This window comes from Streptomyces sp. NPDC048182, from assembly GCF_043202555.1.
Classification (GTDB): Bacteria; Actinomycetota; Actinomycetes; order Streptomycetales; family Streptomycetaceae; genus Streptomyces.
Map to the genome: position 1 here is coordinate 331206 of NZ_JBIDAQ010000005.1, position 26674 is coordinate 357879.

The 26674-nt window shown below is 73.5% G+C and carries 26 protein-coding genes; 19 read left to right on the forward strand and 7 right to left on the reverse strand.

The features are described from left to right. Nucleotides 1–38: 38 nt before the first annotated feature. Nucleotides 39–1748, reverse strand: coding sequence for an alkaline phosphatase family protein (locus ACGFZL_RS12825; protein ID WP_393691032.1), 1710 nt, complete (start codon nucleotides 1746–1748; stop codon nucleotides 39–41). A gap of 334 nt (nucleotides 1749–2082) precedes the next feature. Here ACGFZL_RS12825 and ACGFZL_RS12830 point away from each other — a divergent pair, with 334 nt between their 5' ends. Beyond that, the gene (locus ACGFZL_RS12830; RefSeq protein WP_393691034.1) at nucleotides 2083–3066 is read left to right on the forward strand and encodes a helix-turn-helix transcriptional regulator; all 984 of its coding nucleotides are present in this window, start codon (nucleotides 2083–2085) and stop codon (nucleotides 3064–3066) included. Nucleotides 3067–3129: 63 nt separating this feature from the next. Here ACGFZL_RS12830 and ACGFZL_RS12835 read toward each other — a convergent pair whose 3' ends face one another. After that, nucleotides 3130–3951, reverse strand: coding sequence for a GntR family transcriptional regulator (locus ACGFZL_RS12835; RefSeq protein ID WP_393691036.1), 822 nt, complete (start codon nucleotides 3949–3951; stop codon nucleotides 3130–3132). Nucleotides 3952–4062: 111 nt separating this feature from the next. Here ACGFZL_RS12835 and ACGFZL_RS12840 point away from each other — a divergent pair, with 111 nt between their 5' ends. From ACGFZL_RS12840 to ilvD, 5 genes are read left to right on the forward strand one after another with little or no spacing between them, the layout of a single operon-like run. Further along, complete coding sequence (locus ACGFZL_RS12840; protein WP_393691038.1) at nucleotides 4063–5214, forward strand: SIS domain-containing protein; 1152 nt, start codon at nucleotides 4063–4065, stop codon at nucleotides 5212–5214. Beyond that, nucleotides 5211–6233, forward strand: a complete 1023-nt coding sequence (locus ACGFZL_RS12845) for a BadF/BadG/BcrA/BcrD ATPase family protein (RefSeq protein WP_393691040.1) — start codon at nucleotides 5211–5213, stop codon at nucleotides 6231–6233. Before ACGFZL_RS12840 ends, ACGFZL_RS12845 begins: the two co-directional genes overlap by 4 nt. Before the next feature lie 59 nt (nucleotides 6234–6292). Continuing rightward, entirely contained in the window at nucleotides 6293–7654 is a 1362-nt protein-coding gene (locus ACGFZL_RS12850) for a hypothetical protein (RefSeq protein ID WP_393691042.1), read from the forward strand. Nucleotides 7655–7691: 37 nt separating this feature from the next. Then, on the forward strand, nucleotides 7692–8540 hold the full coding sequence (locus ACGFZL_RS12855) for a fumarylacetoacetate hydrolase family protein (RefSeq protein WP_393691044.1): 849 nt from the start codon (nucleotides 7692–7694) through the stop codon (nucleotides 8538–8540). A 53-nt stretch (nucleotides 8541–8593) separates the two neighbouring features. Further along, nucleotides 8594–10240 (forward strand): dihydroxy-acid dehydratase, encoded by a 1647-nt coding sequence (ilvD, locus tag ACGFZL_RS12860; RefSeq protein ID WP_393691046.1) that lies wholly within the window; start codon nucleotides 8594–8596, stop codon nucleotides 10238–10240. A 98-nt stretch (nucleotides 10241–10338) separates the two neighbouring features. Here ilvD and ACGFZL_RS12865 read toward each other — a convergent pair whose 3' ends face one another. After that, nucleotides 10339–11541 (reverse strand): saccharopine dehydrogenase family protein, encoded by a 1203-nt coding sequence (locus ACGFZL_RS12865; RefSeq protein WP_393691048.1) that lies wholly within the window; start codon nucleotides 11539–11541, stop codon nucleotides 10339–10341. A 64-nt stretch (nucleotides 11542–11605) separates the two neighbouring features. Next, nucleotides 11606–12595 (reverse strand): hypothetical protein, encoded by a 990-nt coding sequence (locus ACGFZL_RS12870; protein WP_393691050.1) that lies wholly within the window; start codon nucleotides 12593–12595, stop codon nucleotides 11606–11608. Nucleotides 12596–12751: 156 nt separating this feature from the next. On the opposite strand from ACGFZL_RS12870, the gene ACGFZL_RS12875 reads away from it, so the two are divergent. Continuing rightward, nucleotides 12752–13354, forward strand: coding sequence for a hypothetical protein (locus ACGFZL_RS12875; RefSeq protein ID WP_393691052.1), 603 nt, complete (start codon nucleotides 12752–12754; stop codon nucleotides 13352–13354). A 78-nt stretch (nucleotides 13355–13432) separates the two neighbouring features. Continuing rightward, nucleotides 13433–14203, forward strand: a complete 771-nt coding sequence (locus tag ACGFZL_RS12880; protein WP_355171231.1) for a DeoR/GlpR family DNA-binding transcription regulator — start codon at nucleotides 13433–13435, stop codon at nucleotides 14201–14203. A 22-nt stretch (nucleotides 14204–14225) separates the two neighbouring features. Here ACGFZL_RS12880 and ACGFZL_RS12885 read toward each other — a convergent pair whose 3' ends face one another. Further along, nucleotides 14226–14555 (reverse strand): hypothetical protein, encoded by a 330-nt coding sequence (locus tag ACGFZL_RS12885; RefSeq protein WP_393691054.1) that lies wholly within the window; start codon nucleotides 14553–14555, stop codon nucleotides 14226–14228. A 207-nt stretch (nucleotides 14556–14762) separates the two neighbouring features. Between ACGFZL_RS12885 and ACGFZL_RS12890 the strand changes: the two genes are divergently transcribed. The 8 genes from ACGFZL_RS12890 (at nucleotide 14763) to ACGFZL_RS12925 (ending at nucleotide 21655) form a co-directional block, all read left to right on the forward strand. Beyond that, nucleotides 14763–16064, forward strand: coding sequence for an ABC transporter substrate-binding protein (locus ACGFZL_RS12890; protein ID WP_393691056.1), 1302 nt, complete (start codon nucleotides 14763–14765; stop codon nucleotides 16062–16064). A gap of 29 nt (nucleotides 16065–16093) precedes the next feature. Beyond that, entirely contained in the window at nucleotides 16094–17047 is a 954-nt protein-coding gene (locus ACGFZL_RS12895; RefSeq protein WP_393691058.1) for a carbohydrate ABC transporter permease, read from the forward strand. A gap of 63 nt (nucleotides 17048–17110) precedes the next feature. Then, nucleotides 17111–17983, forward strand: a complete 873-nt coding sequence (locus tag ACGFZL_RS12900; RefSeq protein ID WP_355171239.1) for a carbohydrate ABC transporter permease — start codon at nucleotides 17111–17113, stop codon at nucleotides 17981–17983. Beyond that, nucleotides 17983–18990: a D-2-hydroxyacid dehydrogenase gene (locus ACGFZL_RS12905; protein ID WP_393691060.1), complete on the forward strand. Its 1008-nt coding sequence runs from the start codon at nucleotides 17983–17985 to the stop codon at nucleotides 18988–18990. Before ACGFZL_RS12900 ends, ACGFZL_RS12905 begins: the two co-directional genes overlap by 1 nt. After that, nucleotides 18980–19753, forward strand: coding sequence for a DeoR/GlpR family DNA-binding transcription regulator (locus ACGFZL_RS12910; RefSeq protein WP_393691062.1), 774 nt, complete (start codon nucleotides 18980–18982; stop codon nucleotides 19751–19753). Before ACGFZL_RS12905 ends, ACGFZL_RS12910 begins: the two co-directional genes overlap by 11 nt. A gap of 46 nt (nucleotides 19754–19799) precedes the next feature. Next, nucleotides 19800–20639: a class II fructose-bisphosphate aldolase gene (locus ACGFZL_RS12915; protein WP_393691064.1), complete on the forward strand. Its 840-nt coding sequence runs from the start codon at nucleotides 19800–19802 to the stop codon at nucleotides 20637–20639. 45 nt (nucleotides 20640–20684) lie between these two features. Next, nucleotides 20685–20966 carry a hypothetical protein gene (locus ACGFZL_RS12920; RefSeq protein ID WP_393691066.1) on the forward strand — a complete coding sequence of 94 codons (282 nt, stop codon included), beginning with the start codon at nucleotides 20685–20687 and terminating at the stop codon, nucleotides 20964–20966. Beyond that, nucleotides 20963–21655: a polysaccharide deacetylase family protein gene (locus ACGFZL_RS12925; protein WP_393691068.1), complete on the forward strand. Its 693-nt coding sequence runs from the start codon at nucleotides 20963–20965 to the stop codon at nucleotides 21653–21655. Before ACGFZL_RS12920 ends, ACGFZL_RS12925 begins: the two co-directional genes overlap by 4 nt. A gap of 10 nt (nucleotides 21656–21665) precedes the next feature. Here the strand turns inward: ACGFZL_RS12925 and ACGFZL_RS12930 are convergent, their stop codons facing one another. Further along, nucleotides 21666–22628 (reverse strand): polysaccharide deacetylase family protein, encoded by a 963-nt coding sequence (locus ACGFZL_RS12930; protein ID WP_355171251.1) that lies wholly within the window; start codon nucleotides 22626–22628, stop codon nucleotides 21666–21668. Nucleotides 22629–22877: 249 nt separating this feature from the next. Here ACGFZL_RS12930 and ACGFZL_RS12935 point away from each other — a divergent pair, with 249 nt between their 5' ends. Next, on the forward strand, nucleotides 22878–23051 hold the full coding sequence (locus ACGFZL_RS12935) for a CsbD family protein (protein ID WP_355171253.1): 174 nt from the start codon (nucleotides 22878–22880) through the stop codon (nucleotides 23049–23051). A gap of 158 nt (nucleotides 23052–23209) precedes the next feature. On the opposite strand, the gene ACGFZL_RS12940 is transcribed toward ACGFZL_RS12935, so the two are convergent. Beyond that, nucleotides 23210–24682 (reverse strand): MFS transporter, encoded by a 1473-nt coding sequence (locus tag ACGFZL_RS12940; RefSeq protein ID WP_393691071.1) that lies wholly within the window; start codon nucleotides 24680–24682, stop codon nucleotides 23210–23212. Nucleotides 24683–24845: 163 nt separating this feature from the next. Here ACGFZL_RS12940 and ACGFZL_RS12945 point away from each other — a divergent pair, with 163 nt between their 5' ends. After that, nucleotides 24846–25493, forward strand: coding sequence for a helix-turn-helix domain-containing protein (locus ACGFZL_RS12945; RefSeq protein WP_355171588.1), 648 nt, complete (start codon nucleotides 24846–24848; stop codon nucleotides 25491–25493). 324 nt (nucleotides 25494–25817) lie between these two features. After that, complete coding sequence (locus ACGFZL_RS12950; RefSeq protein WP_393691073.1) at nucleotides 25818–26588, forward strand: DUF2382 domain-containing protein; 771 nt, start codon at nucleotides 25818–25820, stop codon at nucleotides 26586–26588. Nucleotides 26589–26674: the final 86 nt, after the last annotated feature.

Genomic DNA, 26674 nt, shown 5'->3' on the forward strand with positions numbered 1-26674 from the left:
GACGAGTGGGGAGTCCCGCTCCCGGCGTCGGCGGGGGGTCAGTTCTCGGTGATGGCGAGGTCGTCGACCTGGGCCTCGAAGAGGCTGCCCTGCCCGGCGTCGGCGGCCTCCAGGTACACGCGCACCGACTTGCCCGCGAACGCCGACAGATCCGCCGTACCGGTCCGCCACTGCCCGGCCACCTCACCGGCCGAGCCGGTCTGCTCGAACACGGTGGTGGGCGTGGTGCCGTCCAACACCCTGACCCGCAGGTAGTCGTCCGATCCGGAGTTGTCCCCGTTGGCCACGTTGTAGGAGAACCGCAGGGTCGGCGAACCGTCCGCCGGCAGCGAGATCGGCGGCGAGAACACCGTCGTCCTCCCCCCGTCCAGATCGTTGTCCCCGTACGCGCTCCCGGCCGCCGCGCCCGTGGCCAGCGCGTACGATCCCGACGCCGCCGCCAACTGCTTGACCTGATTGCTGTACGTCGACGTCGTCTGCTGCGCCACACCCCGCTCGAACACCCCCGACGTCGCCGTGTCCGTGCCCGCGGCGTCCACCCGCCAGCCCTTGTCCGACTCGAAGTCGTCCGCGAACACCGTCGTCCCCCCGCCGGGCTCCGTGACGGTCCAGGTGAAGGTGGTGGAGGCGGTCGCGCCGGCGGCGTCCTCGGCGGTCGCCGTGACGCTGGAGCTGCCGGCGGTCGTCGGGGTGCCCGCGATCTTCCCGGTCGCGGAGTCGAGGGACAGGCCGGCCGGCAGTCCGGTGGCGGACCAGGTGTACGGGGCGGTGCCGCCGGACGCCGTCAGTCGCAGGGAGTCCGGCCGGCCGCTGGGGCTGCTGTGGGGGCCGGGATCGGCGACGGCGAGCGCGGAGCCGGAGGTGGTCCAGGCGTCCGTGATCGGCGACTTGTTCGCGGCGCCGCCGAGCGCGGGCAGCCCGTACATGTCCTCGATGGTGCGCAGCACGTTGTAGTGGTTGATCTGCGCGCCGGACTGGTAGCCGGTCTTGACGCCGGCGCCGACGGCGACGGTGTAGATCTGGTTGACGGAGGTGAAGTTGTCCTCGTCGAAGGTGGCGAGCAGCAGGCTGTTGTGGGTCTTGGCCCACTGGGCGTACCCGTCGAGATTCTTCTTGATCCAGGTGTCGCCGGTGCCCACGGAGCAGTCGTGCATGTCGTCGCACATGTCGGGGATGACGAAGGAGACCGTGGGCAGCTTGCCGTAGTCACTGGGGAAGGTGGAGTACGGCACGTTGTACGCCGAGCCGCTGACGGTCGGGAAGTACGCCCAGGGGGCGTGCTTGCTCCGGTACTTGCCGCTGCTGCAACCGGTGTACCCGGCGCTGGGCAGGCCCTCGGAGTACCCCTTGAAGGTGCGGCCCGCGGTCAGGAGCTGCTGACCGAGGTTGCCGGTCCTGAACTGCGACGAGGGGCAGTCGTCGTTGGTGACGCCCTGCTGGGAGCCGGAGAACAGCGCGATGTAGTTCGGCTGGCTCGGATGGGTGATCCCGAAGGAGCCGGTGAACAACGTCCCTTGAGAGGCGAGGGAGTTGAGGTAGGGGGCGCTGGAGCCGCCCTTGATGGTCGAGTAGTTCTTGTTCTCGAACATCACGACGACCACGTGGTCGAACTGCGGTACGGCCGAGGCGACGGGGGCGTCCCCGAGTGCGCCGGAGCCGGCCGCCCGGTGCGGCGGGAGCAGGCCCGTCGCGGTCACGAGGGCGACGGCCGAGGCCATGGCCAGGGTTGCTGTGCGGGAGGGCCGCATGGTTGGTGACCTCCTCAGGAGGGGGGAAGGAAGCGAGGTGAGCTGTGGTGCGCCGCCGCCGGGCGGAAGGGGAGGGCGCGGGTCCGGAAGCGCGGATCGGCTTCGACTATGCACCCCCGCCGGTGAGCCGGATGGCCATCCGTCGCCAGTAACCAGAACCGGCCAGGGCCCGTGGATCCGGTGCCCGTACGGTCCCTTCGTCGACCGCCGCCACCGAGGGGGCACCTTTGCGGCACGGGCGGTGGACATGCCAATATCGCGCCTGCATCCGCCGAAGGTGCGCGGATCTCCCTTCCCGCACCCGCACACGTCCGCACCGACGTGAGGGACCGCCATGAGCGACGACGACCTGTCCGCGCACCTGTGCCGCCTGGGTCTGACGCCCCCGGAGGCCGCCACCTACCTGGCCATGCTCCACACCGGCCTGACCCACTCCTCCGGCCTCGCCGAGCACCTCGGCCGGCCGTTCGCGGAAACGGCACGGCATCTCGGCCGTCTCGGCGAGATCGGGCTGGTCTCGGCGCGCGGGCCCGACGGCGACGAAGCGGTGCCGGTGGATCCCGCCATCGCCCTGGACCACCTCTCCCACGCCAGGGCGGCGGAGCTCCAGCGGGCCCACGCGTCGGCGGTCAACGCCTACCGCGACTACCGGCGTTCGGTGTCCCCGCAGGCCACCGAGGACCTCGTCGAGGTGGTGACCGGACCCCGGATCGTCGACAGGATCCTGCACGTGGAGGGGGCCGCCGACGCGCAGGTCCTGCGGTTCGACTCGCCCCCGTACCACGTCCCGGCGGGTGCCAACCCGACCGAGCTGGGCAATCTGCGGCGCGGTGTGGAGTACCGGGTCGTCTACTCCAAGTCCGCCGTGCAGAACCACGCCTACTACGCCGACAACATCCAGCCCTGCATAGCGGCCGGCGAGCACGCCCGCGTGCTGCCCACGGTGCCGGTCAAACTCACGGTCTTCGACCGGCGCCTGGCCGTCGTCTCGATGTCCTTCGTCGAGGCCGAGGTCAACGACTCCCTCCTCGTGGTACGCCCCTCCAGCCTCCTGTCCGCCCTCACCGGACTCTTCGAGACCGCCTGGCGCGCGGCCTACCCGATGCACTTCGGCGACCGGGTGCCGCCCTCCCTGCGCGCGCTGCACCTGCGGATCCTGGAACTCCTCGGCACGGGCGTGACCGACGACACCATCGCCCAGTTGCTGGGCATCAGCCGGCGCACGCTCTCCCGCAACCTGGAGCAGCTCAACCATCAGGCCGGAACCAGCAGCCGCTTCCAGCTGGCCCTGTACGCGGTCCGCAACGGGTGGATCTGAGGCGGCGCGGAACCCGTCGCGGCGTCAGGGGTCAGCGCCGGCGCCGGCGCCGCGAGGAGGGTCTCAGTCCGTGATCGAGGCGCGGAAGCGGTAGCGGTCGCCGCGGTAGATGGCGACCGTCAGCTCCAGGGGGCGGACGTCCTGGTTGTACGCCAGTTGGGTGGCGACCAGGACCGGGGTGACGTCGGTGATCTCCAGCAGCTCGCGCTCCTCGCCGGTCGGCTGGCGGGCCTCGACCGAGTAGTCGGCGACGCGCGGGAACTGACCCGGCGTCGCGGTGCGCAGGGTGGCGTAGAGCGAGGCGGTGGCGAAGTCGGTGTCCGCGAGCCGCGGACACAGCGCGAGTGGCAGGCGGTTGTGCTCGACGACGACGACCAGCTCGTCGAGGAAGCGCAGCCGCCGCATCTCGAACAGGGGGGCGCCGGGAGCGACGCGCAGGTCCTCCGCCTCCTGGACGGTGGCCGCGCGCACGCCGGAGGACAGCACCCGGGTGCGGGTGGACAGGCCGTGGCGCAGGGCGTAGTCGGCGAAGCCCTGCACGGAGCGGCCGGGCGGGGGCGGGGCGGCGGCGGGGCCGGACGCCTCGCGGTCCTCCGCGCGCCTCGCCTCGCCGCCGTCGCCGCCGTCGCCGGTGAGGAACCAGCCCCGCGCCGGTGATGACTCCAGCACCCCCTGCTCGGCCAGCTCGGCGAGCGCCGAGCGCATCGTGACGCGCGAGACGCCGTACCGGGCGGCGAGCACGCGCTCCGAGGGGACACGGTCGCCGGCCCGGCCGCCCCCGGCGGCGATGTCGTCCGCGAGGCGCGCGGCGATCCGCCCGTACAGCGGGAGCGCGTCGGCGTCGAGGAGGCCGGGGGAAGGAGGGGGCGGCTGCTCGGTAGGCATACCAGAAGCATACCAGTTGCTCGTCATTGACGACCAGTATCAGGACCAGTATGGTCGCGGCAGGTCAGAGCACAGACCAGCCCTCGATGCCGAGCAGCTCAAGGAGCCCGCGTGACCGCCCCCCTCAGCCCCGCCCCGTCCGCCGCACCCGGCGCCGAGCACACCCTCCGGGAGATCGCCCAGCAGCCCGAGCTGTGGCGGCGGGTCGACCGGGCCGTGGCCGAGGCGCGGCCGCGCCTCGGCGCGTTCCTCGGCCCGCTGCTGGCCGACCCCCGGCTGCGCATCGTGCTGACCGGTGCCGGCACCTCCGCCTACGCGGGGGAGATCCTGCGCGCCGCGTTGGCCGGGCGCACCGGGCGGCGGGTGGACGCGATCGCCACGACGGACATCGTCGCCGACCCGTACGGCTGCCTCGGCGAGGACCTGCCCACCCTGCTCGTCTCCTTCGCCCGGTCCGGCGACAGCCCGGAGAGCACGGCCGCGACCGAGATCGCCGACGCCCTGCTCGGCCGGTGCGCCCACCTGGTGGTGACCTGCAACGCCGAGGGCGACCTGGCGCGCGCCCACCGGGACCGGGACGGCTCGCACGTGCTGCTGATGCCCCCGGCCGCGGACGACCGGGGCTTCGCCATGACCTCCAGCCTGACCTGCATGCTCCTCACCGTCTCGCTCGCCTTCGGCCATCTCCCGGCGGGCGGCGCGGAGCCGCTGGCCGCCGCGGCCCGGGCCGTGGCCGAGGGGGAGCTGGGCGAGCGCGTCGACGCCTTCGCCGCCCATGCCGCCGACCGCGTGGTCTATCTGGGCAGCGGCGCGCTGAAGGCGCTGGCCGGCGAGTCGGCGCTCAAGCTCCTGGAGCTGACCGGCGGTGCGGTGGCGGCCTGGGCGGACTCCTCGCTCGGCTTCCGGCACGGGCCGAAGGCGCTCCTGACCGACCGCACCGCGCTCGTCGTGTATGTCTCGAACGACCCCTACACCCGCCGCTACGACCTGGACATCCTGACCGAGATGCGGGCCGCGCTGCCCCCCGGCCGGGTGGCGGCGGTGGCCGGGCGGGCCGACGGGCTGCCGGCCGAGGACACCTGGCTGCTGCCGGGAGCGGAGGACGCCGACGACGCCGCGCTCGCCCTGCCGGCCGTGGTGTGCGCGCAGCGCCTCGCCCTGCGCGCCTCCCTGGACCGCGGGATCCGCCCCGACAACCCCTTCCCGGACGGCGAGGTCAACCGCGTCGTGCAGGGCGTCACCGTCCACCCGCTGCTGCCGTGACCGGCCCGGCGGCGGGCACCGCACCGGACACCCCCGCCCTGTTCCTCGGGGTGGACGGCGGCGGTACCAAGACGGCCTTCTGCCTGGCCGACGCGGCCGGCACGGTGCGCGCCCGGTTCACCGGTCCGGGCACCTCTCCCGCCGACGCGGCCGGCGACGACGGCTCGTACGGCGTCCTCCCCGTCCTGGCCGCCGGGGTGGCCCAGGTGTGCGTCGAGGCGGGCGTCGACCCGTCGGCCCTCGCGTACGCCTTCTTCGGACTGCCGGCCCACGGGGAGTCCCGCGCGCTGACGGCGGCCCAGGAGGCGCTGCCCGGCCGGCTGCTCGGACACGACCGGTACGGCGTCGGCAACGACATGGTCTGCGCCTGGGCGGGCTCGCTCGGCCTCGGGCCCGGCATCAACGTGATCAGCGGCACCGGTTCCCTGGCCTACGGCGAGCGCGCGGGCGCCCCGGTGCGCGTCGGCGGCTGGGGCGAGCTGTTCGGCGACGAGGGGTCCGCCCACTGGATCGCCGTGCGGGGCCTGAACGCCTTCACCCGCATGAGCGACGGGCGGCTGGCTCCGGGACCGCTGGCCGGCGTCCTGCGCCGCCGCCTCGGGCTCGGCGCCGACCTGGACCTGGTGGGGCGGGTGCTGTACGGCGGCCTCGGCCGGGACGGCGTCGCGGCACTCAGCCGGTGCGTCACCGAGGCCGCGGATCTCGGCGATGCCACCGCGCGCGCCATCCTCGACGCGGCCGGCCGGGAACTCGCCCTGCTGGCCGCCACCGCCCGGGAACGACTCGGCTTCGCCGCCGGGGAGCCGGTCCCGGTGTCGTACTCCGGCGGGGTCTTCGGCGCCGCCCGCGCCGCTGCCGCCTTCCGGACCGAACTGGCGCGTCTGAACCCGGACTTCGACGTACGGCCGCCGCGTTACGAGCCGGTGGTGGGCGCCGTCCTGTACGCCGCGGCCCTGGCCGGCACCCCGCTGGGCGAGGCGGCCCGGGCCGCCCTCCCCTCCCCCACCGGCACACCCTGAGCGCCGCCCCCGCCCCAGAGATCCCCTCGCACCAGACCTCCGCCGAAAGGAACCCCGAGATGTCCGACCGCCGCGTGCTCGTCCTGATCGGCGCCGGCAGCGCCGTGTTCACCCGTGGCCTGCTGGCCGATCTGATCACCGCGGACGACCTCGGGTCCTGGGAGATCCGCCTGGTCGACGTCGACGAGGAGGCGCTCGGCGTGGCCGAGCGGCTGGCCCGGCGGATGGTCGAGGCACAGGGCGCCGGGGACCGGATCGGGGTCCGCGCCTCGGCCGACCGGCGCCGCGAACTGCCGGGCGCCGACTACGTGGTGACCTGCGTCGGCGTCGGCGGGCGCCCCGCCTGGCAGCGGGACCACGAGATCTGCCAGGAGCACGGCGTGTACCAGCCGGTCGGCGACTCGGTGATGCCCGGCGGCGTCTCCCGGCTGCTGCGCACCGTCCCCGTCATGGTGGACATCGCCCGGGACGTGGCCGAACTGGCCCCGGACGCCTTCTTCTTCAACTACAGCAACCCGATGACCGCCAACATCCAGGCCATGACCCGCCACGCCGGTGCCGCGCCGGTCGGCCTGTGCCACGGCATGCACCACGTGCAGCGGGAGCTGGCCGCCTTCGCCGGGCTGCCGTTCGAGGAGACGTCCACGCTGTACGCCGGCATCAACCACCTCACCTTCATCTACGACTTCCGGCACAACGGCCGCGACGCCTGGCCCGGCGTGCGGGCCCGGATGGAACGGGAGCTGGCCGAGCCGGCCGACCCGGCGGACATCGGCGCGATCTGGGAGAACGGCAAGGCGTGGCACAACCCGTTCTCCTGGGAGATCTTCCGCCGCTACGGCGCCTACCCGGCCGCCAACGACCGGCACGTGGTGGAGTTCTTCCCCGAGCGCTGGGCGCACGGCGACTACTACGGCAAGAAGCTCGGAGTCGACGCCTTCTCGGTGCCGGAGATCCTCCAGTGGGGCGAGGACCGCTACCAGGGCATGCGGGCGCAGGCCGAGGACGGCGCCCCGCTGGACGCCGCCGCCTTCGAGAACTCCACCGGTGAGCAGGAGCAGCTCATCGCCATCATCCGGTCGATCACCTTCGACCGGCGGCAGATGTTCTCCGTCAACGTGCCCAACCGGGGGTCCGTGCCGGGCCTGCCGGACGAGGCGGCCCTGGAGATCCCGGCCGTCGCGACCGCGCGGGGGCTGCGCCCGGTGTCCGTGCCGGACCTCTCCGCGCCGCTGACCTCGATCCTGGCCCGGCGGCTGACCTCCGTGGAGCTGGCCACCGAGGCCGCGATGAAGGGCGATCGGGAGCTGGTGGTCGAGGCGATGATCGCCGACGGCGCGGTCACCGACCCCGACGCGGCCGCCGCGCTCACCCACGCGCTCCTCGACGCCCAGCGGGCGTTCCTGCCCCGGTTCGCCTGATCCCTGTCCGCAAGAGCCCGAAGCCTGGAGCCTCCCTGTGAAGATCGCCCGCATCCGCCACCAGGGCCGGGTGTCCGCCGCCCGGATCGAGGGCGGCACCGCCCACCCCGTCGTCGCCGAGGACGACCGCTTCATGGCCGACGCCGTCCGCGACCTGATCGCCGACGGCACCGCGCACGAGGTGCTGGCCGCCGACGTGCCGGGAGTGCCGCTCGCCGAGGTGGAGCTGCTGAGCCCGCTGGCCGCACCGCAGAAGATCGTCTGCATCGGCCTCAACTACGCCGACCACATCCGCGAGACGGGCCTGGACACCCCCGAGGTGCCGCTCGCCTTCGTGAAGACCGCGCACTGCCTCACCGGCCCGACCGACCCGATCCGCGTGCCGCGCGGGACCACCGAGCAGCTGGACTGGGAGGCCGAACTCGCCGTCGTCATCGGGCGGCCGGCCCGCGACGTGCCGGTGGAGCGGGCGATGGAGCACGTCTTCGGCTACACCGTCGCCAACGACGTCTCCGCGCGGGACGCCCAGTTCTCGGACGGCCAGTGGTTCCGGGGCAAGAACTTCGACGACTTCTGCCCGCTGGGTCCGTGGCTGGTCACCAGCGACGAGGTGCCCGACCCGCAGGCCCTGGCGATCGCCGCCCGGGTCAACGGCACCACGGTCCAGCACAGTTCGACCAAGGAGATGATCTTCGGAGTGGCGGAGACCGTCTCCTATCTCTCCCGCTACCTCACCCTGAACCCCGGCGACGTCATCGCCACCGGCACCCCGCACGGCGTCGGAATGGGCCGCACCCCGCAGCTGTGGCTGACCGACGGGGACGTCGTCGAGATCGAGGTCGAGGGCGTCGGCGCGCTGCGCAACACGGTGCGCGTCACCGGCTGAGGGCCCCGCACCGCTTCCCCACCCGCACTCGCACCCGCACCAGGAGGACCGCGATGAGCATCGCCGACGATCCGGACCGCGCGCCGGCCCGTTCCCACCTGTACGCCATGGGCCTGACCGACGAGGACATGCGCCGGCCCACCGTGGGCATCGCGTCCACCTGGACCGGCACGATGCCCTGCAACCTCACCCACCGCGACCTCGCCCGGCACGTCGCCACCGGCGTCCGCCGGGCCGGCGGCACCCCGATGGAGTTCAACTCGATCGCCGTGTCCGACAACCTCACCATGGGCACGCCGGGCATGCGGGCGTCGCTGGTGAGCCGGGAGGTCATCGCGGACTCCATCGAACTGATGGGCCGCGCCCACGGGTTCGACGCCCTGGTCTGCATCGTGGGCTGCGACAAGACGGTGCCCGCGGCCATGATGGCCATGGCCCGCCTGGACGTCCCCGCCGTGCTCCTCTACAGCGGCAGCATGATGCCGGGCCGCTGGCGCGACCGGGACGTCACGATCCAGGACATGTGGGAGGCCCTGGGCGAGCGGGCGGTGGGCCGCGTGAGCCAGGAGGACGTGGACGACCTGGCCCGCAGCGCCTGCCCCGGCGCGGGCACCTGCGCGGCCCAGTACACCGCCAACACCATGGGTACCGTCGCCGACTTCCTGGGCCTCGCGCCCTTCGGCGTGGGGGACGTGCCGGCGGTGGCCGCGGAGAAGCAGGCGGCGGCCGAGCGGGTGGGCGAGGTGGCCCTGGACGTGCTGGCGCGCGGGGTGCGCCCGTCGGACATCCTCACCGCCGACGCGCTGCACAACGCGATCGTGTCGGTCGCCGCGATGGGCGGCTCCACCAACGCGGTGCTCCACCTGCTGGCGGTGGCCCGGGAGGCCGGCGTGGAGCTGGCCATCGACGAGATCGGCGCGGTCTGCCGCCGCGTGCCCATCGTGACCGGCCTCAAGCCGTCCGGGCCGCACACCGCGGTCGACCTGTGGCGGGCCGGCGGCACCTCACTGGTGGCCGCCCGGCTGCTCGCGGCGGGGCTGCTGCGCGAGGGGGCGGTCCTGGTCGACGGGCGGTCCTTCGCCGACGTCGCCGCGGGTGCCCGGGAGACGCCGGGACAGGAGGTGGTGGCGAGCGTGGCCGAGCCGGTGAAGCCGCCGGGTGCGCTGGCGGTGCTGCGCGGTTCGCTGGCGCCCGACGGCTGCGTGCTCAAGCTGGGCGGCAGGCCCGACTTCCGGCGCGAGGGGCCGGCCCGCGTCTTCGACTCCGAGGAGGAGTGCTTCGCGGCCATCCAGGCCGGCGTGGTCCGCGCCGGGGACATCGTCATCGTGCGCTACGAGGGCCCGGCCGGCGGTCCCGGCATGCGGGAGATGCTGTCCATCACCGGCGCGCTGGTCGGCCAGGGCCTCGGCGACTCGGTCGCGCTGGTCACGGACGGCCGGTTCAGCGGCGTCTCGCACGGCCTGGTCATCGGCCACGTCGCCCCGGAGGCCTTCCAGGGCGGGCCGATCGCGCTGGTGCGGGACGGGGACACGGTGGTCGTCGACTCGGCGGCCGAGACCCTGGACCTCCAGGTCGGCGACGAGGAACTGGCCCGGCGGCGCGCGGCCTGGCGGCGCCCGGAGCGGCCGGCCGAGCGGGGCGTGTTCAGCAAGTACGTCGCGACGGTGGGCTCGGCCTCGGACGGGGCGGTCACCGTCTGACACCGGCGTACCGGCGCACCGGCGCACCGACGAACGGGGGCACGAGGAAGGGGCGGGAGGCGATCGGTCGCCTCCCGCCCCTTCTCATCGGGCCCGGGTCACTGCTCGCGCATCCCCCAGGGAGAGCCGTAGTCGGCGAGCAGGTCGAGGAACGGGTCGGCGGGCAGCGCCTCCGGGCCGAGGACCCCGGTCCCCCGCCACACCCCGCCGGCGAGCAGCTCCAGGGCGACGACCGGGTTGAGGGCCGTCTGCCAGACCACGGCCTGGGAGCCGTACTCGGCCATCGACCAGGCGTTGTCCACCACGTGGTACAGGTACACCTCGCGCGGCGCCCCGTCGCGCACGCCCTTCACCCAGGTGCCGGCGCAGGTCTTGCCGCGCATCCGGTCGCCGAGTCGCGCGGGGTCGGGCAGGCAGGCCGCGACGACGTCGCGCGGGGAGACCTTCACCCCGCCCACCTCCACCGGCTCGGTGCGGTCCAGGCCCAGCTTGTGCAGGGTCCGCAGCACCTCGATGAACTCGGCGCCGAGCCCGTACTTGAAGGTCACCCGCTCCGCGTCCACCCACCGCGGGACGAGCAGCACCTCCTCGTGCTCCACATTCACGCACTCGACCTCACCGATGCCCTCGGGGAAGTCGAACACCTCCGGCTCGGAGAACGGCGGGGTGGTGTACCACCCGCGCTCCCGTTCCCAGACCACCGGCGGGTTGAGGCACTCCTCGATCGTGGTCCAGATGGAGAAGGAGGGGGCGAAGTCGTACCCCTCCACGGTCAGGTCGGCGCCGTCGCGTACGCCGATCTCCTCGACGCGGTCGAAGAGGTGGTCGGCGGCGTAGCGTGCGAAGACGTCGGACAGGCCGGGCTCGACGCCCATGCCGACCAGGGCGAGCCGGCCCGCGCGCTCCCACTCCTCGGCCAGGGCGAACTGCTCGTCACCGAGCTTGACGCCGGTGCGGGCGTACGGGTCGCCGGGGTGCGGCCGGGACAGGGACATCGCCATGTCGAGGTAGTGCGCGCCGCCGGCCAGCGCGGCCCGGAAGAGCGGCATGACGAAGCGCGGGTCGGTGGCGTTGAACAGCACGTCGCACCGGTGCTCGGCGAGCAGGGCGCGCACGGCCGCCTCGTCGGAGGCGTCGACCCGGGCGGCGGTGAAGCGCGGGTCGCCGGTGGAGGCCGCGGCGGCCTCGGCGCGCTCGGCCACGTGGTCGGCGACGACGCAGGCCTCGAAGAAGGGGCGGCGGGCGGCGATCCGGGCCGCGGCGGTGCCGACGCCTCCGGCGCCGACTAGGAGGATCCGCATGGGGTTCCTGTTCTCTGACTCGGACGTTCGGGTTCGGGAGAGGGCTGGAGACGCCACTGGGGGGTCAGCGGCGGTGGACGGGGGCCGGGTCGGCCGGGTCGCGGTTCAGGCGGCTCGTCAGGAGGCGGTGGACCGGCTCCGTCCCGGGCCCGCGGTCGGTCAGGTGCCACAGGGCGCCGCCCCGGCGCAGCACCAGGTCGGTGCGTCCAGGATCGTGCCGTACGGGAGTGGCCGCCAGCGCGGTGACCGTGCCGGTGCCGGGCAGCGGGAGCGGGCGGGGCGGTTCGGCGCCGGCGCGTGCGGCCAGGGGGCGGGGGCGCACGGCGAGGAGGCCCGCGTCCCCGTCCGCCAGCAGGACCAGCGGGCCGTGCGCGCCCCAGGCGCAGGCGGCGTGCGCGGCGCCGGGCAGTTCGGTGCTCCGGCCCCGGGGATCGGTCCAGCGGGCGCCCTCGGCGGAGTACGCCAGGGTGGCGGGGCGGTCGGCGTCCGGGCCGGCCGCGAGCAGCACGGTGCGCGGCGGCTGCGGCGGCACCGGCGGACCGGCCGGGGACCAGGTGAGCCGGGGGTAGCCGGCCGGGTCGGCGCGGTGCGGCCGGACGGGCTCGCCGTCGGCGGGCGCGAGGGCGGTCCACAGCGCCCCGTCGGCGGTCTCGGTGAGTGTCGGGTGCGGGCCGAGCCGGCCGGGGGGCGGGTCCTCGGGGGTGAACGCGGCCTCGGGGCTCCAGCGCAGGCGGTGCGGGTCGGTGCCCGAGCGGGCCAGGACCTCCAGGTGGTCGGGTCCGTTGCGGCTCTGCAGGACGCGGACGTCGTCGTAGCGGCGGCCGGCGGCGAAGCGCAGGGCGCCGCTCCACTCGCCGGGCGGCGGGGCGCCCTCGGGGGTCGCCGCGCCCTCGGGGTCGGTGTTGTGCCAGAGCACCCACAGGCCGTCGCGTTCGTCGCAGAGCACCAGCTCCAGATTGCCGCGCGCGCCGTAGCGGCCCTGGGCGAGTCCGAGGCCCCCGCGGGACGGGGGCGGCGCGGCGTCGGTGAAGGGCGGGGAAGGGGCGAGTGCCATGGTGGGCACATTGGCACGGCTCGGAATGCGCGTCAATGAGCACACTCGCGCAAAAATGAGCAGCACCGCTTGCCGTGGTGGCGCGGGCGGCCGAGACTGGGGCCCCGCCGCGGTCGGCAGCGGCGGCGCCGAGCCCCCGAGAACGGAGCAGCCGCGATGCCCCGACGCATCTCCCCCGCCCACCTGCTGGTCGTCGGCGCGACCGGCGCTCTGCTCCCCGCGGTGCACGCGGTGACGGACCGGGGCGACCGGGTCACCGCGCTGGCCAGGACCGCCACCACCCTGGCCGACCTGGAGCGCCGTACGGACGGACGCGCCCGGCCGTTCCCCCGGGACGTCGGGGCACCGGGCCTGGAAGCGGCGCTGGCGTCGGCCGCCCGGGACGTGCCGTTCACCGGCGCCCTGCTCTACTGCCCCTTCGCCGGCCCACCCGCCGTACGCACCCTGGTGCGGGCGGTGCCACCGGGGCGGCCGGTGGTCCTGGTGCTGACCAGCGCGCACGCGGCGCCCGTGGGGCGGGAGTCCGCCACCGGCCCCTGGCACCCCGCCGAGCTGCCGCCCGAGGCGCGGCCGGCCCCCGACTGCCGCCTGCTCGTGCTCGGATGGCACGAGGAGGGGGACGGGGCGGGGACGGGCGCCCGGTGGCACACGCCGGAGGAGATCTCCACCGCGGCCCTCGACCTCTGGGACGCCGGGCGGGCACGGGACGCCGTGCTGGGCACCCTGCGCCCCTGGGGTGCGCGCCCGGGGAGCGGGTGAGCCGCGTCCGCGTAAGGTTTCCTGGACATCGGCAGGCGTCTCCGCACGAGGTGCCCGGAACGAGGGGGCGAGGAACGGATGCTGGGCGCCGAACGCCGCAACAAGCTGCTGCGGATGGTGGGCGAGGCGGGTGTGGCGCAGGTGGGCCTGCTGGCCGAGCGGCTCGGGGTGAGCCCGTCCACCATCCGGCGCGACCTGTCCCACCTCCAGGACCAGGGGCTGCTCAACCGCACTCACGGCGGCGCGGTCGCCCAGCAGCCGGCGGCCGACGGCGGGGGTGAGGAGCCCGACCGCCCCGCCCGCAGCGATGTCGCCTCCTGGGAGAAGCGCCAGCTGGCCGAGGAGGCGGTGCGCCACCTGCGCCCGGGCACCACGGTGCTGATCACCGGCGGCACCACCACCGCGATGCTCGCGCCGCTGCTGAGCGCGGTCCCCGACCTGACCGTGGTCACCAACTCCCTGCACCTGGCGGGCGAACTGGCGCACCACGAGAGCGTGACCACGGTGGTCCTCGGCGGCTACCTGCGGCACCGGGAGATGTCCCTCCTCGGCCACCTGACCCGGCAGGCGCTGGAGGAGCTGCACATCGACGAGGCGTATGTCGGCGCCTACGGCATCAACGCGGCCGGCATCAGCGGCGCGCACGTGGACGAGGCCGAGACGGACCGCTGGCTGCTGTCCCGGGTGCAGCGGGTGACGGTGCTGGTCGACGGGTCCAAGTTCGGCCGCTCCGGACCGGTGCGGGTCGCCTCGGCGGCCCGGCTGCACCGGGTGATCACGGACGCCTCGGCGCCGGAGGCGGAGGTCGCCGCGCTGGCCGCGGCCGGCGTGGACGTGATCAGGGCCTGATCAGGGCTCCGGCACGGCCGGATCACGGCCTGCCGGGCAGCCGTCCGGCGCTCCACTCCACCCACACCTCGTCCGGCGCGACGCCCCACTGTGCCGCCAGTACCCGCCCGGCCGCCTCCAGCGCGGCCTCGGTCGCCGGCGCCGGCCGCGCCGAGCCGTGCACGACGGCCGTCGGCCAGGCCGCGACCGGGCCCTGGCCGGTCACCGTGGCCGACACCGCGGTGAGCGCCGCCACCACCCCCGAGCCGGGCAGCCCCAACTCGTCGGCGACCGCCCGGCACAGAGCCGTGAGCCGTGCCGCGTCGCGCTGCGCGTCACCCGTCCCGGGCGCGCTGACCTGGATGACCGGCATGTCTCCCACCTCGCCTCCCGCCCCCGTCGAGGGGCCTTCGGATGCGCAGACGCTAGGTGGCCCGGGGAGCAGGGTCAAGGGAAAACGAGCAAAAGAAAGCATGACGTGCTTGTTATTGACTGGTCTTGGCGGGAGGGATAGAAAGCAGTCACGCCGGCTCCGACGGGGCCGGACACCCCCGCATCCGACATCGGGAGGACTGCGCCAATGTCTGTCACCAGGCGCGCACTGCTCGGCGCGGCCGTGGCCGGAGCGGGCGCCGTCGGCTTCGCCCGCCGCTCGGGCTTCACCCCCTCCGCCACCGGCAGCGCGGGCCCGGACACGCTCACCTTCGCCCTGTGGGGCACCGAGACGGAGACGGCCGTCTTCCACTCGCTGGCCCGCGCGTACGAGCAACGCAACCGCGGAATCCGGGTGGAGATCAAGAGCGAGCCCTACCAGCAGATGTACACCAACATGGACGCTCTGCTGGCCGGCGGCCGGGCCCCCGACCTGTTCCGCTGCGACTACGCCAACCTGGGCATGTACAGCGCCAGCGGGCAACTCCTGGATCTCTCACCGTACTTCAGCGAGGGTGAGCGATCTGCCTTTCTGCCGGCCCTGTGGAAGGCGGTGTGCCACGAGGGCCGCCCCTACGCGGTGCCGCACCAGACGGACACCACCGCGGTCCTGTACCGCAAGGACATGTTCGAGCGGGCCGGCATCACCGAGGTGCCCACCCGGCTCGAAGACGCCTGGGACTGGGCCGAGTTCGGCGACGTCTGCGCAAGACTGCGCAGCAAGCTGCACGGGGTGTACCCCTTCACCTACGGCTGGCAGCAGGCGGGCGCCTTCCGCTGGCTCTCCTGGCTCTGGCAGGCGGGCGGCAGCCTGCTCACCCCCGACCTGAAGGCGCCGGCCCTGGAGTCGGCGGCCGGGCTGAAGGCCCTGCGCTTCACCCAGGACTTCTTCCGCCGGGGCTGGGTGCCGCCCAACAGTTCCGTGAAGACCGCGTCCTTCCCGGACTCGCTGTTCACCGCCGGCACCACCGCGATGGCCTTCGCCGGCGACTTCCTGCTGCCGAACATGGTGGCCGGCCTGGACGAGGACCTGTTCGGCGTCACCTACCAGCCCCGCGACCGCCGGGCCGCGACCGACCTCGGCGGCAACGCCGTGGTGGCGACGCACTCCACGGAGAAGCCCGAACTGGCCGCCGACTTCCTCAAGTTCCTGGTGAGCGAGGAGAACATGCGCCGCTTCTGCGAGCAGTGCGTGGTCCTGCCCACCCGCAAGGAACTCCTGCAGAGCCGCCTCGACTACGCGGTGCGCCCCGATCTCATGCCGGCCTTCGCCGACCAGGCCACCACCCTGACCCCGGCCATGACCGCCGAGATCGCCGTGCCGTTCTTCGGCCGCGTCAACGCCGCGCTCCAGGACGAACTGGAGGCCGCCTTCGTGAACGGCAAGCCGGCCGAGGCCGTCCTGCGGCAGATCGCCGACGCCACCCGCGCGGCGCTCGCCGCCCAGTGAACTCCTCTCCTCCCCGCCACGGAGCTGCCATGGCCACCCTCACCACCACCGCCGCCCGCACCCCGACAGCCGGGCGGCCGGCACCGCCACCGGGCCGCCGACCGGGCCGGGCGGCCCGGGTGCGCGAGTCCCTCGGCGCCTGGACGATGCTCGCCCCGAACCTGACCCTGGTCACCGTCTTCCTGCTGGTGCCGCTGGTCATGGCGTTCGTGCTGAGCTTTCAGTACAGCACCGGCCTGACCTCGCCGACCTGGGCCGGGCTCGCCAACTACCGCCAGCTGGTTCAGGATCCGGTGTTCTGGCAGACCGTGGGCAACACGGCCGTCTTCTGCGTGGCGACCGTTCCGGTGGAGATGGCCCTCGGCCTCGGCCTGGCCCTGCTGTTCGACTCCGTGCTGCCGGCCCGGCCGCTGTGGCGCACCCTCGTCTACCTGCCGATGGTGATCTCCGGCGTCGCCACCGCCCTGATCGGCACTCTGATGTTCGACGAGAACATCGGCCTGCTGAACAAGCTGCTCGGCACGGTCGGCATCGACGGGCTGCCCTGGCAGACCGACGGCACGGCGGCGATGGCGTCGGTCGTGCTGATCACCCTGTGGATGCGGGTCGGCTTCAACATGGTCATCTACCTGGCCGGCCTGCAGGGCATCTCCCCCGAGCTGTACGAGGCGGCCCGGGTGGAGGGGGCGAGCTACTGGCAGCGGCTGCGCGACATCACCGTGCCGATGCTGGGCCCGTCCACCTTCTTCCTGCTGATCATGAACGTCATCTACTCGTTCCAGGTCTTCGACACCGTCTTCGTGATGACACTCGGCGGCCCCGGCCACGCCACCGACGTGATGATCACCTACGCCTACCGCAACGGCTTCGAGGGCCGCCAGCAGGGCTACGCGGCGGCGATCGGCATCGTGCTGTACGTGCTGGTCATGGCGTTCACCGCGCTCCAGTGGCGGTTCAGCCGCAACCGGGACACCGTCGGCTGACCCCGAGCGGCCGCCACCTCCCCAACGGCTCGCCGTCCACAGCCTCTTCCGAAGGGCTCCCGCATGTCCACCACCACCCTCACCGGGCCCGACACCCGGCACCTGCTCCTCGTCCGGCAGCGGCGCGCCAAGCGCCTGAAGTGCCTGCGAGTGGCCGCCGCGGCGCTCGTCGGGCTGGCGATGGCGCTCCCCCTGTACTGGATGCTGCTGACCGCCTTCTCACCCCTGTCCGACCTGCACTCCACCCGGCTCAGCTGGTGGCCGAGCACCTTCACCCTGGAGAACTTCCGGACCGTCTTCGCCTTCCCGGTGTGGACCTGGGTCATGAACTCCACGGTCGTCACGGTGTGCGTGGTGGCGATCACCGTGACCGTCAACCTGCTGGCCGGCTACGTCTTCGCCAAGATGCCCTTCCGGGGCCGCGACCTGGTCTTCCTGCTCCTGCTGAGCACGATGACCGTGCCCGTGCAGGTGCTGATGGTGCCACAGTTCAAACTGGTCAGCGCCATGGGCATGTTCGGCAGCTTCTGGGCCGTGATCCTCCCGTCCTCCTCCACCGCCTTCGGCATCTTCCTGGCCCGCCAGTTCATGCTCGGCATCCCCGACGAGATCCTGGAGGCGGCCCGGGTGGACGGGGCGGGCCGGATCCGCACCTTCGTGACGGTGGTGCTGCCGCTGTGCAAGCCGCTGATCGCCGTGCTGTCGCTGCTGACCTTCCTCTACCAGTGGAACGACTTCGCCTGGCCGCTGACCGTCCTGAAGGACACCCGGCTCTACACGCTGTCCGTCGGGATGCAGTTCGTCAACGGCGAGTACACCGCCAACTACGGCGCGATCATGGCGCTCGCGCTGCTGTCCGTCCTGCCCATGGTCGTCATCTTCCTGTGCTTCCAGAAGTACTTCGTCCAGGGCTTCGCACGATCGGGAATCAAGTGATGAGCACCGTCCACTACCTCAGCACCCTGTCCTTCCCCGACGCCTGGCTGGACCGGCTGCGCGAGCGCCACCCCCGCCTGGAGGTCACCCAGATCACGGCGGACAGCGCGGCCGACGTGCCCGCGGAGGTGTGGGCCCGGACCCAGGTCCTGCACACCGGCGGCGTCTTCCCCGGCGCGGGGCAGGCGCCCCGCCTGGAGTGGATCCAGCTGGACACCTCGGGCGCCGACCACCTGAAGGACACGCCCGTCTGGCAGCTGCCGGTCCCCATCACCTCCATCGGCGGCATCTCGCCGGTGCCGATGGCCGAGTACGTGCTGATGATGGTCCTCGGCCTGGCGCACCGCCTGCCTCGGGCCATGGCCGTCCAGCGCTCCGCCGTCTGGCCCTCGCTGGGCGAGCGCTGGGACACCCTGATGCCCCGCACCCTGCGCGGCGCCACCCTCGGCGTCATCGGCTACGGCCGCATCGGCCAGGAGATCGGCCGCCTGGCCCGCGCCCACCACATGGACGTCCTCGGTCTGAAGCGGCAGCGGACGGCGCGCGCGGGGGCGTACTTCGGCGCGTCGGCGCGCGACGAGGCCGAGGCGGAGATCTACACACCGGACCGGCTGCACGACTTCCTGGCCCGCTGCGACTTCCTGGTGGTCACCTGCCCGCTCACCGAGGAGACCCGCGGCATGGTCGACGCGGCGGCGCTGGCCGCGCTGAAGCCGGGCGCGATGGTCGTCAACGTGGCGCGCGGCGGCATCGTGGACGAGGACGCGCTGCTGCGGGCCCTGCGCTCGGGCCATGTCGCGGGCGCCGCGCTGGACGTCTTCGACGAGGAGCCGCTGAGTCCGGACAGCCCGTGGTGGACCGAGCCCGGTGTGCTGCTGACCCCGCACGTGGCGGGCTTCGCGCCGGACTACGCGGAGCAGGTGCTGCGGCTGGTCGGCGAGAACGTCGGGCGGCACCTGGCCGGCGCGGACCTGCTCAACCTGGTGGACCGCGGCCGTGGCTACTGACTTCCTGCTCGCGCCGCAGCGCCACCACGCCGTCCTGGACCGGCTGCGCATCCGGGGCGCGGTGAACGTGGTCGAGCTGTCCCGGCTGCTGCGCATCAGCCCCTCCACCGTCCGGCGCGACCTCAGGGACCTGGAGCTGCAAGGGCTGCTGCGCCGGGTGCACGGCGGGGCGACCGCGCTGGCGGAGTCCGTGGAGCCCGACCAGCCGGCCCGCGCGGCCGAGCAGCCCGAGCAGAAGCGGCGCATCGCCGCCGCCGCGCTCTCCCTGATCCGGGACCGCAGCACCATCCTGATCAGCGGCGGCACCACGACCGAGGCGCTGGCCGGCCGGCTGACCGAGCGCCGGGACCTCACCGTCGTCACCAACGCCCTGCCCATCGCCCGCATCCTGTCCGCCACCGCGTCCGTCGACGTGATCGTGCTCGGCGGCGTGCTGCGCCACCGCGAGCAGTCGCTCCTCGGCCACCTCGCCGAACTCGCCCTGGCCGAGCTGCAGATCGACCAGGTCTTCAGCAGCGCCTACGGCCTGGACGCGGCGGCCGGGCTGACCGGCGCCCACGTGGACGAGGCGCAGACCGACCGGGCCCTGCTCGGCGCGGGCCACGACATCGTCGTCCTCGCCGACGAGTCGAAGCTGGGCCGCCGGGGGCCGGTGCGGCTGGCCCCGCTGGGACGGGTCGCCACGCTGGTCACCGACGCGGCCCCCGACCACCCCGTGCCGGCCGCGCTCACGGCGAGCGGCGGCCGGGTGCTGCCCGCCTGAGCACCGCCCCCCCCCTCACGTACCCGTCGAGCGGAGACACACCCCCATGCCCCTGACAGCCACCCCGCACGTCGTCGGCCTGGCGACGCGGTCCGGCACCGCGGCCCTGGCCTTCAACGTGATCACCCTGGAGCACGCCGAGGCGATAGCCGCCGCCTGCGAGCGCACCGGCCGGCCCGCCCTGCTCGCCGTCAGCCACAACGCGGTGCGCCACCACGGCGACGACCCGGCCGCCCTCGTCGCCGCCTGCGCCGCCGTGGCCCGGCGCTGCCGCCTGCCCCTCGCCCTCCATCTGGACCACGTCGAGGATCCGGAACTCGCCCTCGCGGCGCCCGGACTGGGCTGCACGTCGGTGATGTTCGACGCCTCGAAGCTGCCGCACGGGGAGAACGTGGCCGCCACCGCCGAGGTGGCCGCCCGCCTGCACACCCGGGGCGTGTGGGTGGAGGCGGAGCTGGGCGAGATCGGCGGCAAGGACGGCGTGCACGCGGCGGGCGCCCGCACCGACCCGGCCGACGCGGCGGCGTTCGTCGCGGCGACCGGCGTGGACGCGCTGGCCGTCGCGGTCGGCAGCTCGCACGCCATGACGACCCGCACCGCCCGCCTCGACCAGGACCTCATCGCCCGGCTGCGCGACGCGGTGGACGTCCCCCTGGTGCTGCACGGTTCCTCCGGCGTCCCGGACGAGGAGCTCCTCGCGGCGGTCCGCAACGGCATGCGGAAGATCAACGTCGGTACGCACCTCAACACGGCTTTCACCGGGGCGGTACGGGAGACACTCGCCGCCTCCGACCGCGTGGACCCGCGCGGCTACCTGGCCGCGGGCCGGGCCGCCGCGACCGACGCCGCCGCGGAGCTGCTGGCGCTGCTGCGCCCGCGCACCTGACGCCACCCTCACGCACCTGACCAGAAAGGCACGACCATGCCCCCCGTGGACGACCCCCGACAGGTCCTCGCCGACGCCCGCGAACGCACCCTCGAACGCGAGGGCATCCCCATGTTCCTGGCCTTCCAGAGCGCGGACCCCGTCCCCGCCGCCGAGGAGCCCGTACGGGCCGAGGGCGGCGCGCTGGCCGAGCTGCTGACCCACTACCGCGCGGAGCTGGCTCCCGATGCCGCGGACGACTCCGAAGAGGCCCTGATCGACGTCCTCCAGGTGATGGCCGTCGCCCACTTCACCGGCGCGCGCGACGAGCACGAGGAGCAGCGATGACGACCACCCCCGCCACGGCAGCCTTCACCGTCCACGAACGGGCCTTCCGCGAGGGCCGCTTCCTGCGCGTGGTCAACTACCACAACACGCCGCACGCCGACACGGAGAAGGTCCGGGCCGAACTCAAGGCGCTGGCCGCCGAGTTCGACCCGGTCACCCTGGCCGACCTGGACGCCTTCCGCACCACCGGCCGCTGGCACAAGTCCCGCCCGGGCGTCATCCCCGTCTTCTACGAGGGGTACCGCAACAACGCGGAGGTGGCGGCGCCACTGGCCGAGGAGGCCGGCCTGACGGCCTGGTTCTTCGTCTGCACGGCCTTCCTCGACGTGCCGGTCGCCGACCAGTACGACTACGCGAACGCGCACAACATCGACCTGGTCCCCGAGGACCGGCGCGGTGAGCGGCTCGCCATGACCTGGGACGAGGTGGCCGGCCTCAGCACCCGCCATGTGGTCACCCCGCACACCGCGAGCCACGCGAGCGCCGCGTCCCTGACGACCGAGGAGGCGATCCGCGCGGAGGTCCTGGAGCCCAAGCGCCGCCTGGACGAGGTGACCGGTCAGGACTCGGCCTGCACGGCGTTCCTGTGGGGCACCCCGTACGGCCCGCATCCGCGGGTGGACGCGGCCGTACGGGAGGCGGGGTACCGCTACCAGTTCAGCAACACGATGGTGCAGCACCTCGGCTGACCGAGCCGGTTCAGATCCGCTGCACCATGGTGTTGGCGAACAGGTACCGGTAGCCGGCGTCGGTCAGGGCCCGGTCCGGGCCGGTGCCTCCGGTGTAGGAGGTGCCGGCCAGCCAGGCGGTGCAGGCGGCGTCGCCGCCGGTGGCCGCGTCCATCAGCCGCTTGGGGTCGGTCACCTCGCGCCGCACGTCCTGCGGCGTCACCACCCGCTCGGCCAGCTCGTGGGAGGCGGTGTGCGGGGTGACCACGTGTCCGCGCCGGTGCAGGTCGGCGATCTCGTCCCAGGTCATGGCGATGCGCTCGTCGCGCGGGTTCTCGGCGACCAGCTTGATGCGGTGAGCGAGCGCGAAGTCGTACTGCTCCGGCACGGGGGTGTCGAGCCAGCCGGTGCAGACGAAGAACCACCCGACGACGCCCGCCTCCTCGCAGGCGGCGGCGGCCACCTCGTAGTTGTCCCGGTACCCCTCGTAGAAGACGGGCAGCAGCGGCTGCCGCTCCTTGTGCCAGGCGCCGGTACGGGTGAGCCGGTCGAGGTCGTCGAGGGTGACGGTGTCGTACCTCTCGGCCAGCTCCCCCAGCTCGGTGACGAGCTCCCCCCGCATGCTGGGCGGGGTGTTGTGGTAGTTCATCACCCGCAGGAACCGCCCCGCGCGCAGGTCGTCGGCGACGGCCCGGTGCCGGCCCCCGCTCCTCCCGGCAGCACCAGGACCCTGAGCCCCGCCCTTCAGGGACGCGTACGCGACGGCCTGGAGCGTCTCGATCACCGCGGCCTCGTCATCGGCCCCGTCGGGGTGGAGCTGCTCCCGGTACGCCTCGAACAGGCCGGCGAGCCCCTCGTCCCCGCCTGCGGCGGCACCGCCTCCGCTGCCCCGCGCATCCCGCAACGACACCACCATCGGCACCCCCTTCCGCCGCGCGACCAGCTCCCGGCTGGCATCGAGGGCGAGGTGGGCGGGACTGGACTGGACAGGCATGGAGGCTCTCCGCGATGCGACGGGTGCAGGTTTTCCCCACCCTGGTACGCCCCGCCCGAGGCAAGCAATATCGCGCAGAGATTGCACGGTATTGCTCATTCGTCGGTGCCGCGCGGACGCCGGCGCCGGGCTGGGCTCTGCCCCTGGAGCCGAGGGTGACGGGCGGCTGCCGGGCCCGGTGTTTGCCGGCGGGATGAGCGGTCACAAGCGGGGTGCACCGAGAGCACGGCGAGAAAGGGAGTGGCGCGAATGGCCGCCAACGAGAAGGCCCAGGCGAAGTCCGAGCAGGTCGAGGGCAAGGTCAAGGAGACCGCCGGCCGTGCGGTCGGCAATGAGCGCCTGACCGCCGAGGGACGCGCCGAGCAGTCCACGGGTGACGCCCGCCAGGCGAAGGAGAAGGCCAAGGACGCCCTGCGTCCCTGACTCCGGACAGCCGCGCGCATCCGGACCTCCGTCCCGATGCGCGCGACAGGTCCGACATGTGGCCGGGGGCGGGCCGGCATCAGCTGGTCCGCCCCCGGCCGCACGCGTGAGCGAGCGGGACGGTCCCGCGGTGACCTCGGCATGGATCGGCCGCCGAGTCAGCCGTCGCTTCCGGAGCCGTGCTCCTCCACGGCGTGCGAGTCGGTGAGGGTGAGGGCGCCGGCGGTCGCGATCAGGCCGACCACGGCGGCGAGGACGGCGTAGGTGATCCGCTCGCCGTGGAAGAACGACCGCACGAGGTCGCCGCTCCAGGCACCGGCGGGCAGCCGGGTGGTGACCAGGGCGGCGATCATGGTGCCGACCACGGCGGTGCCGACGCTGGTGCCGACCTCCTGGGCGGTGTCGTTCAGCGCCGTGCCGATCGAGGTGCGGTTCTCCGGCATCGCCTCGACCAGGGCGACCGCGCAGATCGTCATGACGGTGCGCAGGCCGACGGTCATCACGACCATGCAGACGGCGATGGCGGCGTACCCGTGCTGCACGCCCCAGGCGAGGCCGGCCAGCGCGCCGGCCAGACAGGCCGCGCCCACCAGGCAGGCCACTCGGTGGCCGAACCGCTTCGCGAGCCACTCCGACAGCGGCGTCGCGACGAGCATGGTCGCGATGATCGGCAGGTTCGCCAGACCGGCCCGCACGGGGCTCCACCCGTAGGCGTACTGGAAGTGGAGGATGAGGCCGAACATCACGCCGGCCATCGCGATGGACGTCCCGGTCTGGGCGATGGACGCGCCGCGGACGGTCCCACTGGCGAAGATCCTCAGGTCCAGCATGGGCGCCGCGCTGCGGCGCTCGTGCCGGACGAACGCGGCGCCCGCGGCCACGGCGCCGAGGACCGACACGGTCGTGGTCGCGGAGAGCCAGCCGTGCTCGACGCCGCTGGTCAGCGCGTAGCAGGCCAGGCCGATGGTGAGGACGCTCAGGGCGGCGCCGGGCAGGTCGAGCCGGTCCCCGGTGAGGTCCTCGCGCCGGTCGGCGGCGACGCCGAGCCGCACGCCGACGGCCGCGATCAGCGCGATCGGCGCGTTGATCAGCAGCAGCCACTGCCAGCTCACGTGGGCGAGCGCGGTGCCGCCGAGGAGCGGGCCGAGGACGAAGCCGGACATGCCGACGACGATCATCACGGTCATCGCGCGCATGCGCAGCGCCTGGTCGTCGAAGAGCCGGAAGACCAGCGAGTTGGTGATGGGCGCCATGGCCGCGGCGGCGACGCCGAGTCCGGCCCGCAGCGCGACGAGCTGCGCGGTGGAGTCGACGGCGACGACGCAGAGGCTCAGCAGGCCGAACACGGCGAGGCCGACCAGCAGCACGCGCCGGCGTCCGAGGCGGTCGGCCATCGACCCGGCGGTCAGCAGGAGACCGCCGAACGTCAGCGAGTAGGCGCCGGTCACCCACTGCAGGGCGGTGGTGCCGCTGCCGAGGTCCCGGCCGATGGTGGGCAACGCGATCGACAGCAGCGTGTTGTCGACCATCTCGACGAAGAAGGCCAGGCAGAGCGCGGCCAGGGGGATCCACGCCGCGCGCAGCGACGGGTAGGTGCGGGATGAGAGGGGCTGGGTGGTCGTCGTGGTCATGGCCGGCCTCCTTGGCTAGAACGTCGTTCGATGATGGAACATGGTTCTAGAGTAGAACATCGTTCGATGCTGGCCAAGCTGTGATTGGATGAGGGACATGACGCCCCCGCGAACCCGCCCCGCCGGCGGACCTCCCCGAGGACGCAGGCGCGCTTCGCACTCTCTGGAGGCCGTCCTCACCGCGGCCGTCGCCCTTCTCGACGAGGCGGGCGGCCCGGCGCTGACCTTCCGCGCCCTGGCCGCCCGGCTCGGCACCGGGGTCGGCACCATCTACTGGTACGTCGCGAACAAGGACGAGCTGCTCGACCGCGCCACCGACCACGCGGTCGGCGGGATCCTGGCCGCCGTCGAGGCGCAGCCGGACAGCGACGACCCGATCGCCGACCTGCGCGCGATGGCCGTCGCGCTCTTCGACGGGATCGTGGACCGGCCCTGGCTGTCCGGGTACTTCATGCGCAACACGGACGTCCAGGGCAACTCGCTGCGGCTCTACGACAGGCTCGGCCGGCAGACGCTCCGCCTCGACCTCACGCCGCGCCAGCGGTTCCACGCCGTCTCGGCGATCACGGGTGTCGTCGTCGGCACGGCCGCCGACCTGGGCGTGGAGATCCCCCAGGAACTGCTCGACGGCGAGGTGGACCGCGACCAGTTCCTCGGCCGCTTCGCCGAGACGTGGCGCTCGCTCGACGCCGCGGAGTTCCCCTTCGTGCACCAGATCGCCGACGAGTTCGCCGGACACGACGACCGCGACCAGTTCCTCGCCGCCCTGGACCTCACCCTGGCGGGCCTGCGCCTCCAGGCCGGGGCCTGAGCTCCGCGCGCCGCGGTGCCGCCCCAGGCGTCCGCGCCGGACAGGCGGGCACAGCGGCCGTCGTAGCCGAGGCCGCGCCGCCGTCGTCGCCACTCTCGGCGAGGGCCACACCGAGCTTCGGGGCAACGGCATGCGCACGGCGGTCCCCCTCGACCGGGGCATGGGGCGAACAGATGTGGCCCGGGCTGCTCCGCGCGGACAGGGGCACTGGTCAGCGGAGAGAGGAGCAGGGCGGAGCCGCAGGTGAGTCCGCTCCTCCCACCCCACGGTCAGGACGCTCACACCGTCCTGCCATCGATGGCACGACTGGCTGGAAGGCTCGGGATGACAACCTATCTGCGCAGCGACGAGTTGGCCGACCTCACCGTTCACGACCAGGCCGGCGAAAAGATCGGTCTCGTCGACCATGTCTACTGCGGTGACGACTCCGGACGGCCCACCTGGGTCACCGTGAGCACCGGGCTCCTCGGGTTGAAGGAGACCTTCATCCCCCTTGCCGGCGCGCAGGCTGTGGGAGAGGAGCTGCGGGTCCCGTTCTCGAAGGACCTCATCAAGTCCGCCCCGTGCGCGGACACCGACGGCCTCCTCACCCGCGCCGAGGAAAGGCGCCTGTACGACCACTACGGTCTGCCGCACCACGAGCTCGCCGACGACGCGGTCGGACTGTCGGGCACCGACCCGTACGACGCGTCGCCGGGCGCCGTCGAGAGCGTCGTGAGTGATGACGGCGAGACGATGGTGCGCTCGGAGGAGCGGCTGCACGTCGGTGCCGAGGAGCAGGTGGTCGGCACGGCACGGTTGAGGAAGGTCGTGGTGACCGAGCATGTGACCACCACCATTCCCGTCAGCCACGAAGAGGTGCGGGTCGTGCGCGAGCCCGTCCGCCCGGGCGAGCGGGTCGACGCGCCGATGGGCGAGGCCCAGAGCGAGGTGACCCTCCACGCGGAGAGGCCCGTCGTGGTGAAGGAAGAAGTACCGGTGGAACGCGTCCGCCTCAGCACGGAGCGGGTCACCGAACAGCGCGAGATCCACGACACCGTCCGCAAGGAGGAGATCGCGTTCGAGGACGGCACGGGTTCCACGCCACCCGCCTGACGGCCCACCGGTCCGGCCCGGCGATGTCGTGGGTGAAGGTGAGGGAGCGGCCTGCCGGCTGGGGATCGTTCAGGCTGCTGACCGGC

What these genes read in the sequence shown, in the direction of transcription:
- ACGFZL_RS12825 (WP_393691032.1), bottom strand. Translation starts at nt 1,748, where the DNA reads ATGCGGCCCTCCCGCACAGCAACCCTGGCCATGGCCTCGGCCGTCGCC.
- ACGFZL_RS12830 (WP_393691034.1), top strand. Translation starts at nt 2,083, where the DNA reads ATGAGCGACGACGACCTGTCCGCGCACCTGTGCCGCCTGGGTCTGACG.
- ACGFZL_RS12835 (WP_393691036.1), bottom strand. Translation starts at nt 3,951, where the DNA reads ATGCCTACCGAGCAGCCGCCCCCTCCTTCCCCCGGCCTCCTCGACGCC.
- ACGFZL_RS12850 (WP_393691042.1), top strand. Translation starts at nt 6,293, where the DNA reads ATGTCCGACCGCCGCGTGCTCGTCCTGATCGGCGCCGGCAGCGCCGTG.
- ilvD (WP_393691046.1), top strand. Translation starts at nt 8,594, where the DNA reads ATGAGCATCGCCGACGATCCGGACCGCGCGCCGGCCCGTTCCCACCTG.
- ACGFZL_RS12865 (WP_393691048.1), bottom strand. Translation starts at nt 11,541, where the DNA reads ATGCGGATCCTCCTAGTCGGCGCCGGAGGCGTCGGCACCGCCGCGGCC.
- ACGFZL_RS12870 (WP_393691050.1), bottom strand. Translation starts at nt 12,595, where the DNA reads ATGGCACTCGCCCCTTCCCCGCCCTTCACCGACGCCGCGCCGCCCCCG.
- ACGFZL_RS12875 (WP_393691052.1), top strand. Translation starts at nt 12,752, where the DNA reads ATGCCCCGACGCATCTCCCCCGCCCACCTGCTGGTCGTCGGCGCGACC.
- ACGFZL_RS12880 (WP_355171231.1), top strand. Translation starts at nt 13,433, where the DNA reads ATGCTGGGCGCCGAACGCCGCAACAAGCTGCTGCGGATGGTGGGCGAG.
- ACGFZL_RS12885 (WP_393691054.1), bottom strand. Translation starts at nt 14,555, where the DNA reads ATGCCGGTCATCCAGGTCAGCGCGCCCGGGACGGGTGACGCGCAGCGC.
- ACGFZL_RS12890 (WP_393691056.1), top strand. Translation starts at nt 14,763, where the DNA reads ATGTCTGTCACCAGGCGCGCACTGCTCGGCGCGGCCGTGGCCGGAGCG.
- ACGFZL_RS12895 (WP_393691058.1), top strand. Translation starts at nt 16,094, where the DNA reads ATGGCCACCCTCACCACCACCGCCGCCCGCACCCCGACAGCCGGGCGG.
- ACGFZL_RS12900 (WP_355171239.1), top strand. Translation starts at nt 17,111, where the DNA reads ATGTCCACCACCACCCTCACCGGGCCCGACACCCGGCACCTGCTCCTC.
- ACGFZL_RS12905 (WP_393691060.1), top strand. Translation starts at nt 17,983, where the DNA reads ATGAGCACCGTCCACTACCTCAGCACCCTGTCCTTCCCCGACGCCTGG.
- ACGFZL_RS12915 (WP_393691064.1), top strand. Translation starts at nt 19,800, where the DNA reads ATGCCCCTGACAGCCACCCCGCACGTCGTCGGCCTGGCGACGCGGTCC.
- ACGFZL_RS12925 (WP_393691068.1), top strand. Translation starts at nt 20,963, where the DNA reads ATGACGACCACCCCCGCCACGGCAGCCTTCACCGTCCACGAACGGGCC.
- ACGFZL_RS12930 (WP_355171251.1), bottom strand. Translation starts at nt 22,628, where the DNA reads ATGCCTGTCCAGTCCAGTCCCGCCCACCTCGCCCTCGATGCCAGCCGG.
- ACGFZL_RS12935 (WP_355171253.1), top strand. Translation starts at nt 22,878, where the DNA reads ATGGCCGCCAACGAGAAGGCCCAGGCGAAGTCCGAGCAGGTCGAGGGC.
- ACGFZL_RS12940 (WP_393691071.1), bottom strand. Translation starts at nt 24,682, where the DNA reads ATGACCACGACGACCACCCAGCCCCTCTCATCCCGCACCTACCCGTCG.
- ACGFZL_RS12950 (WP_393691073.1), top strand. Translation starts at nt 25,818, where the DNA reads ATGACAACCTATCTGCGCAGCGACGAGTTGGCCGACCTCACCGTTCAC.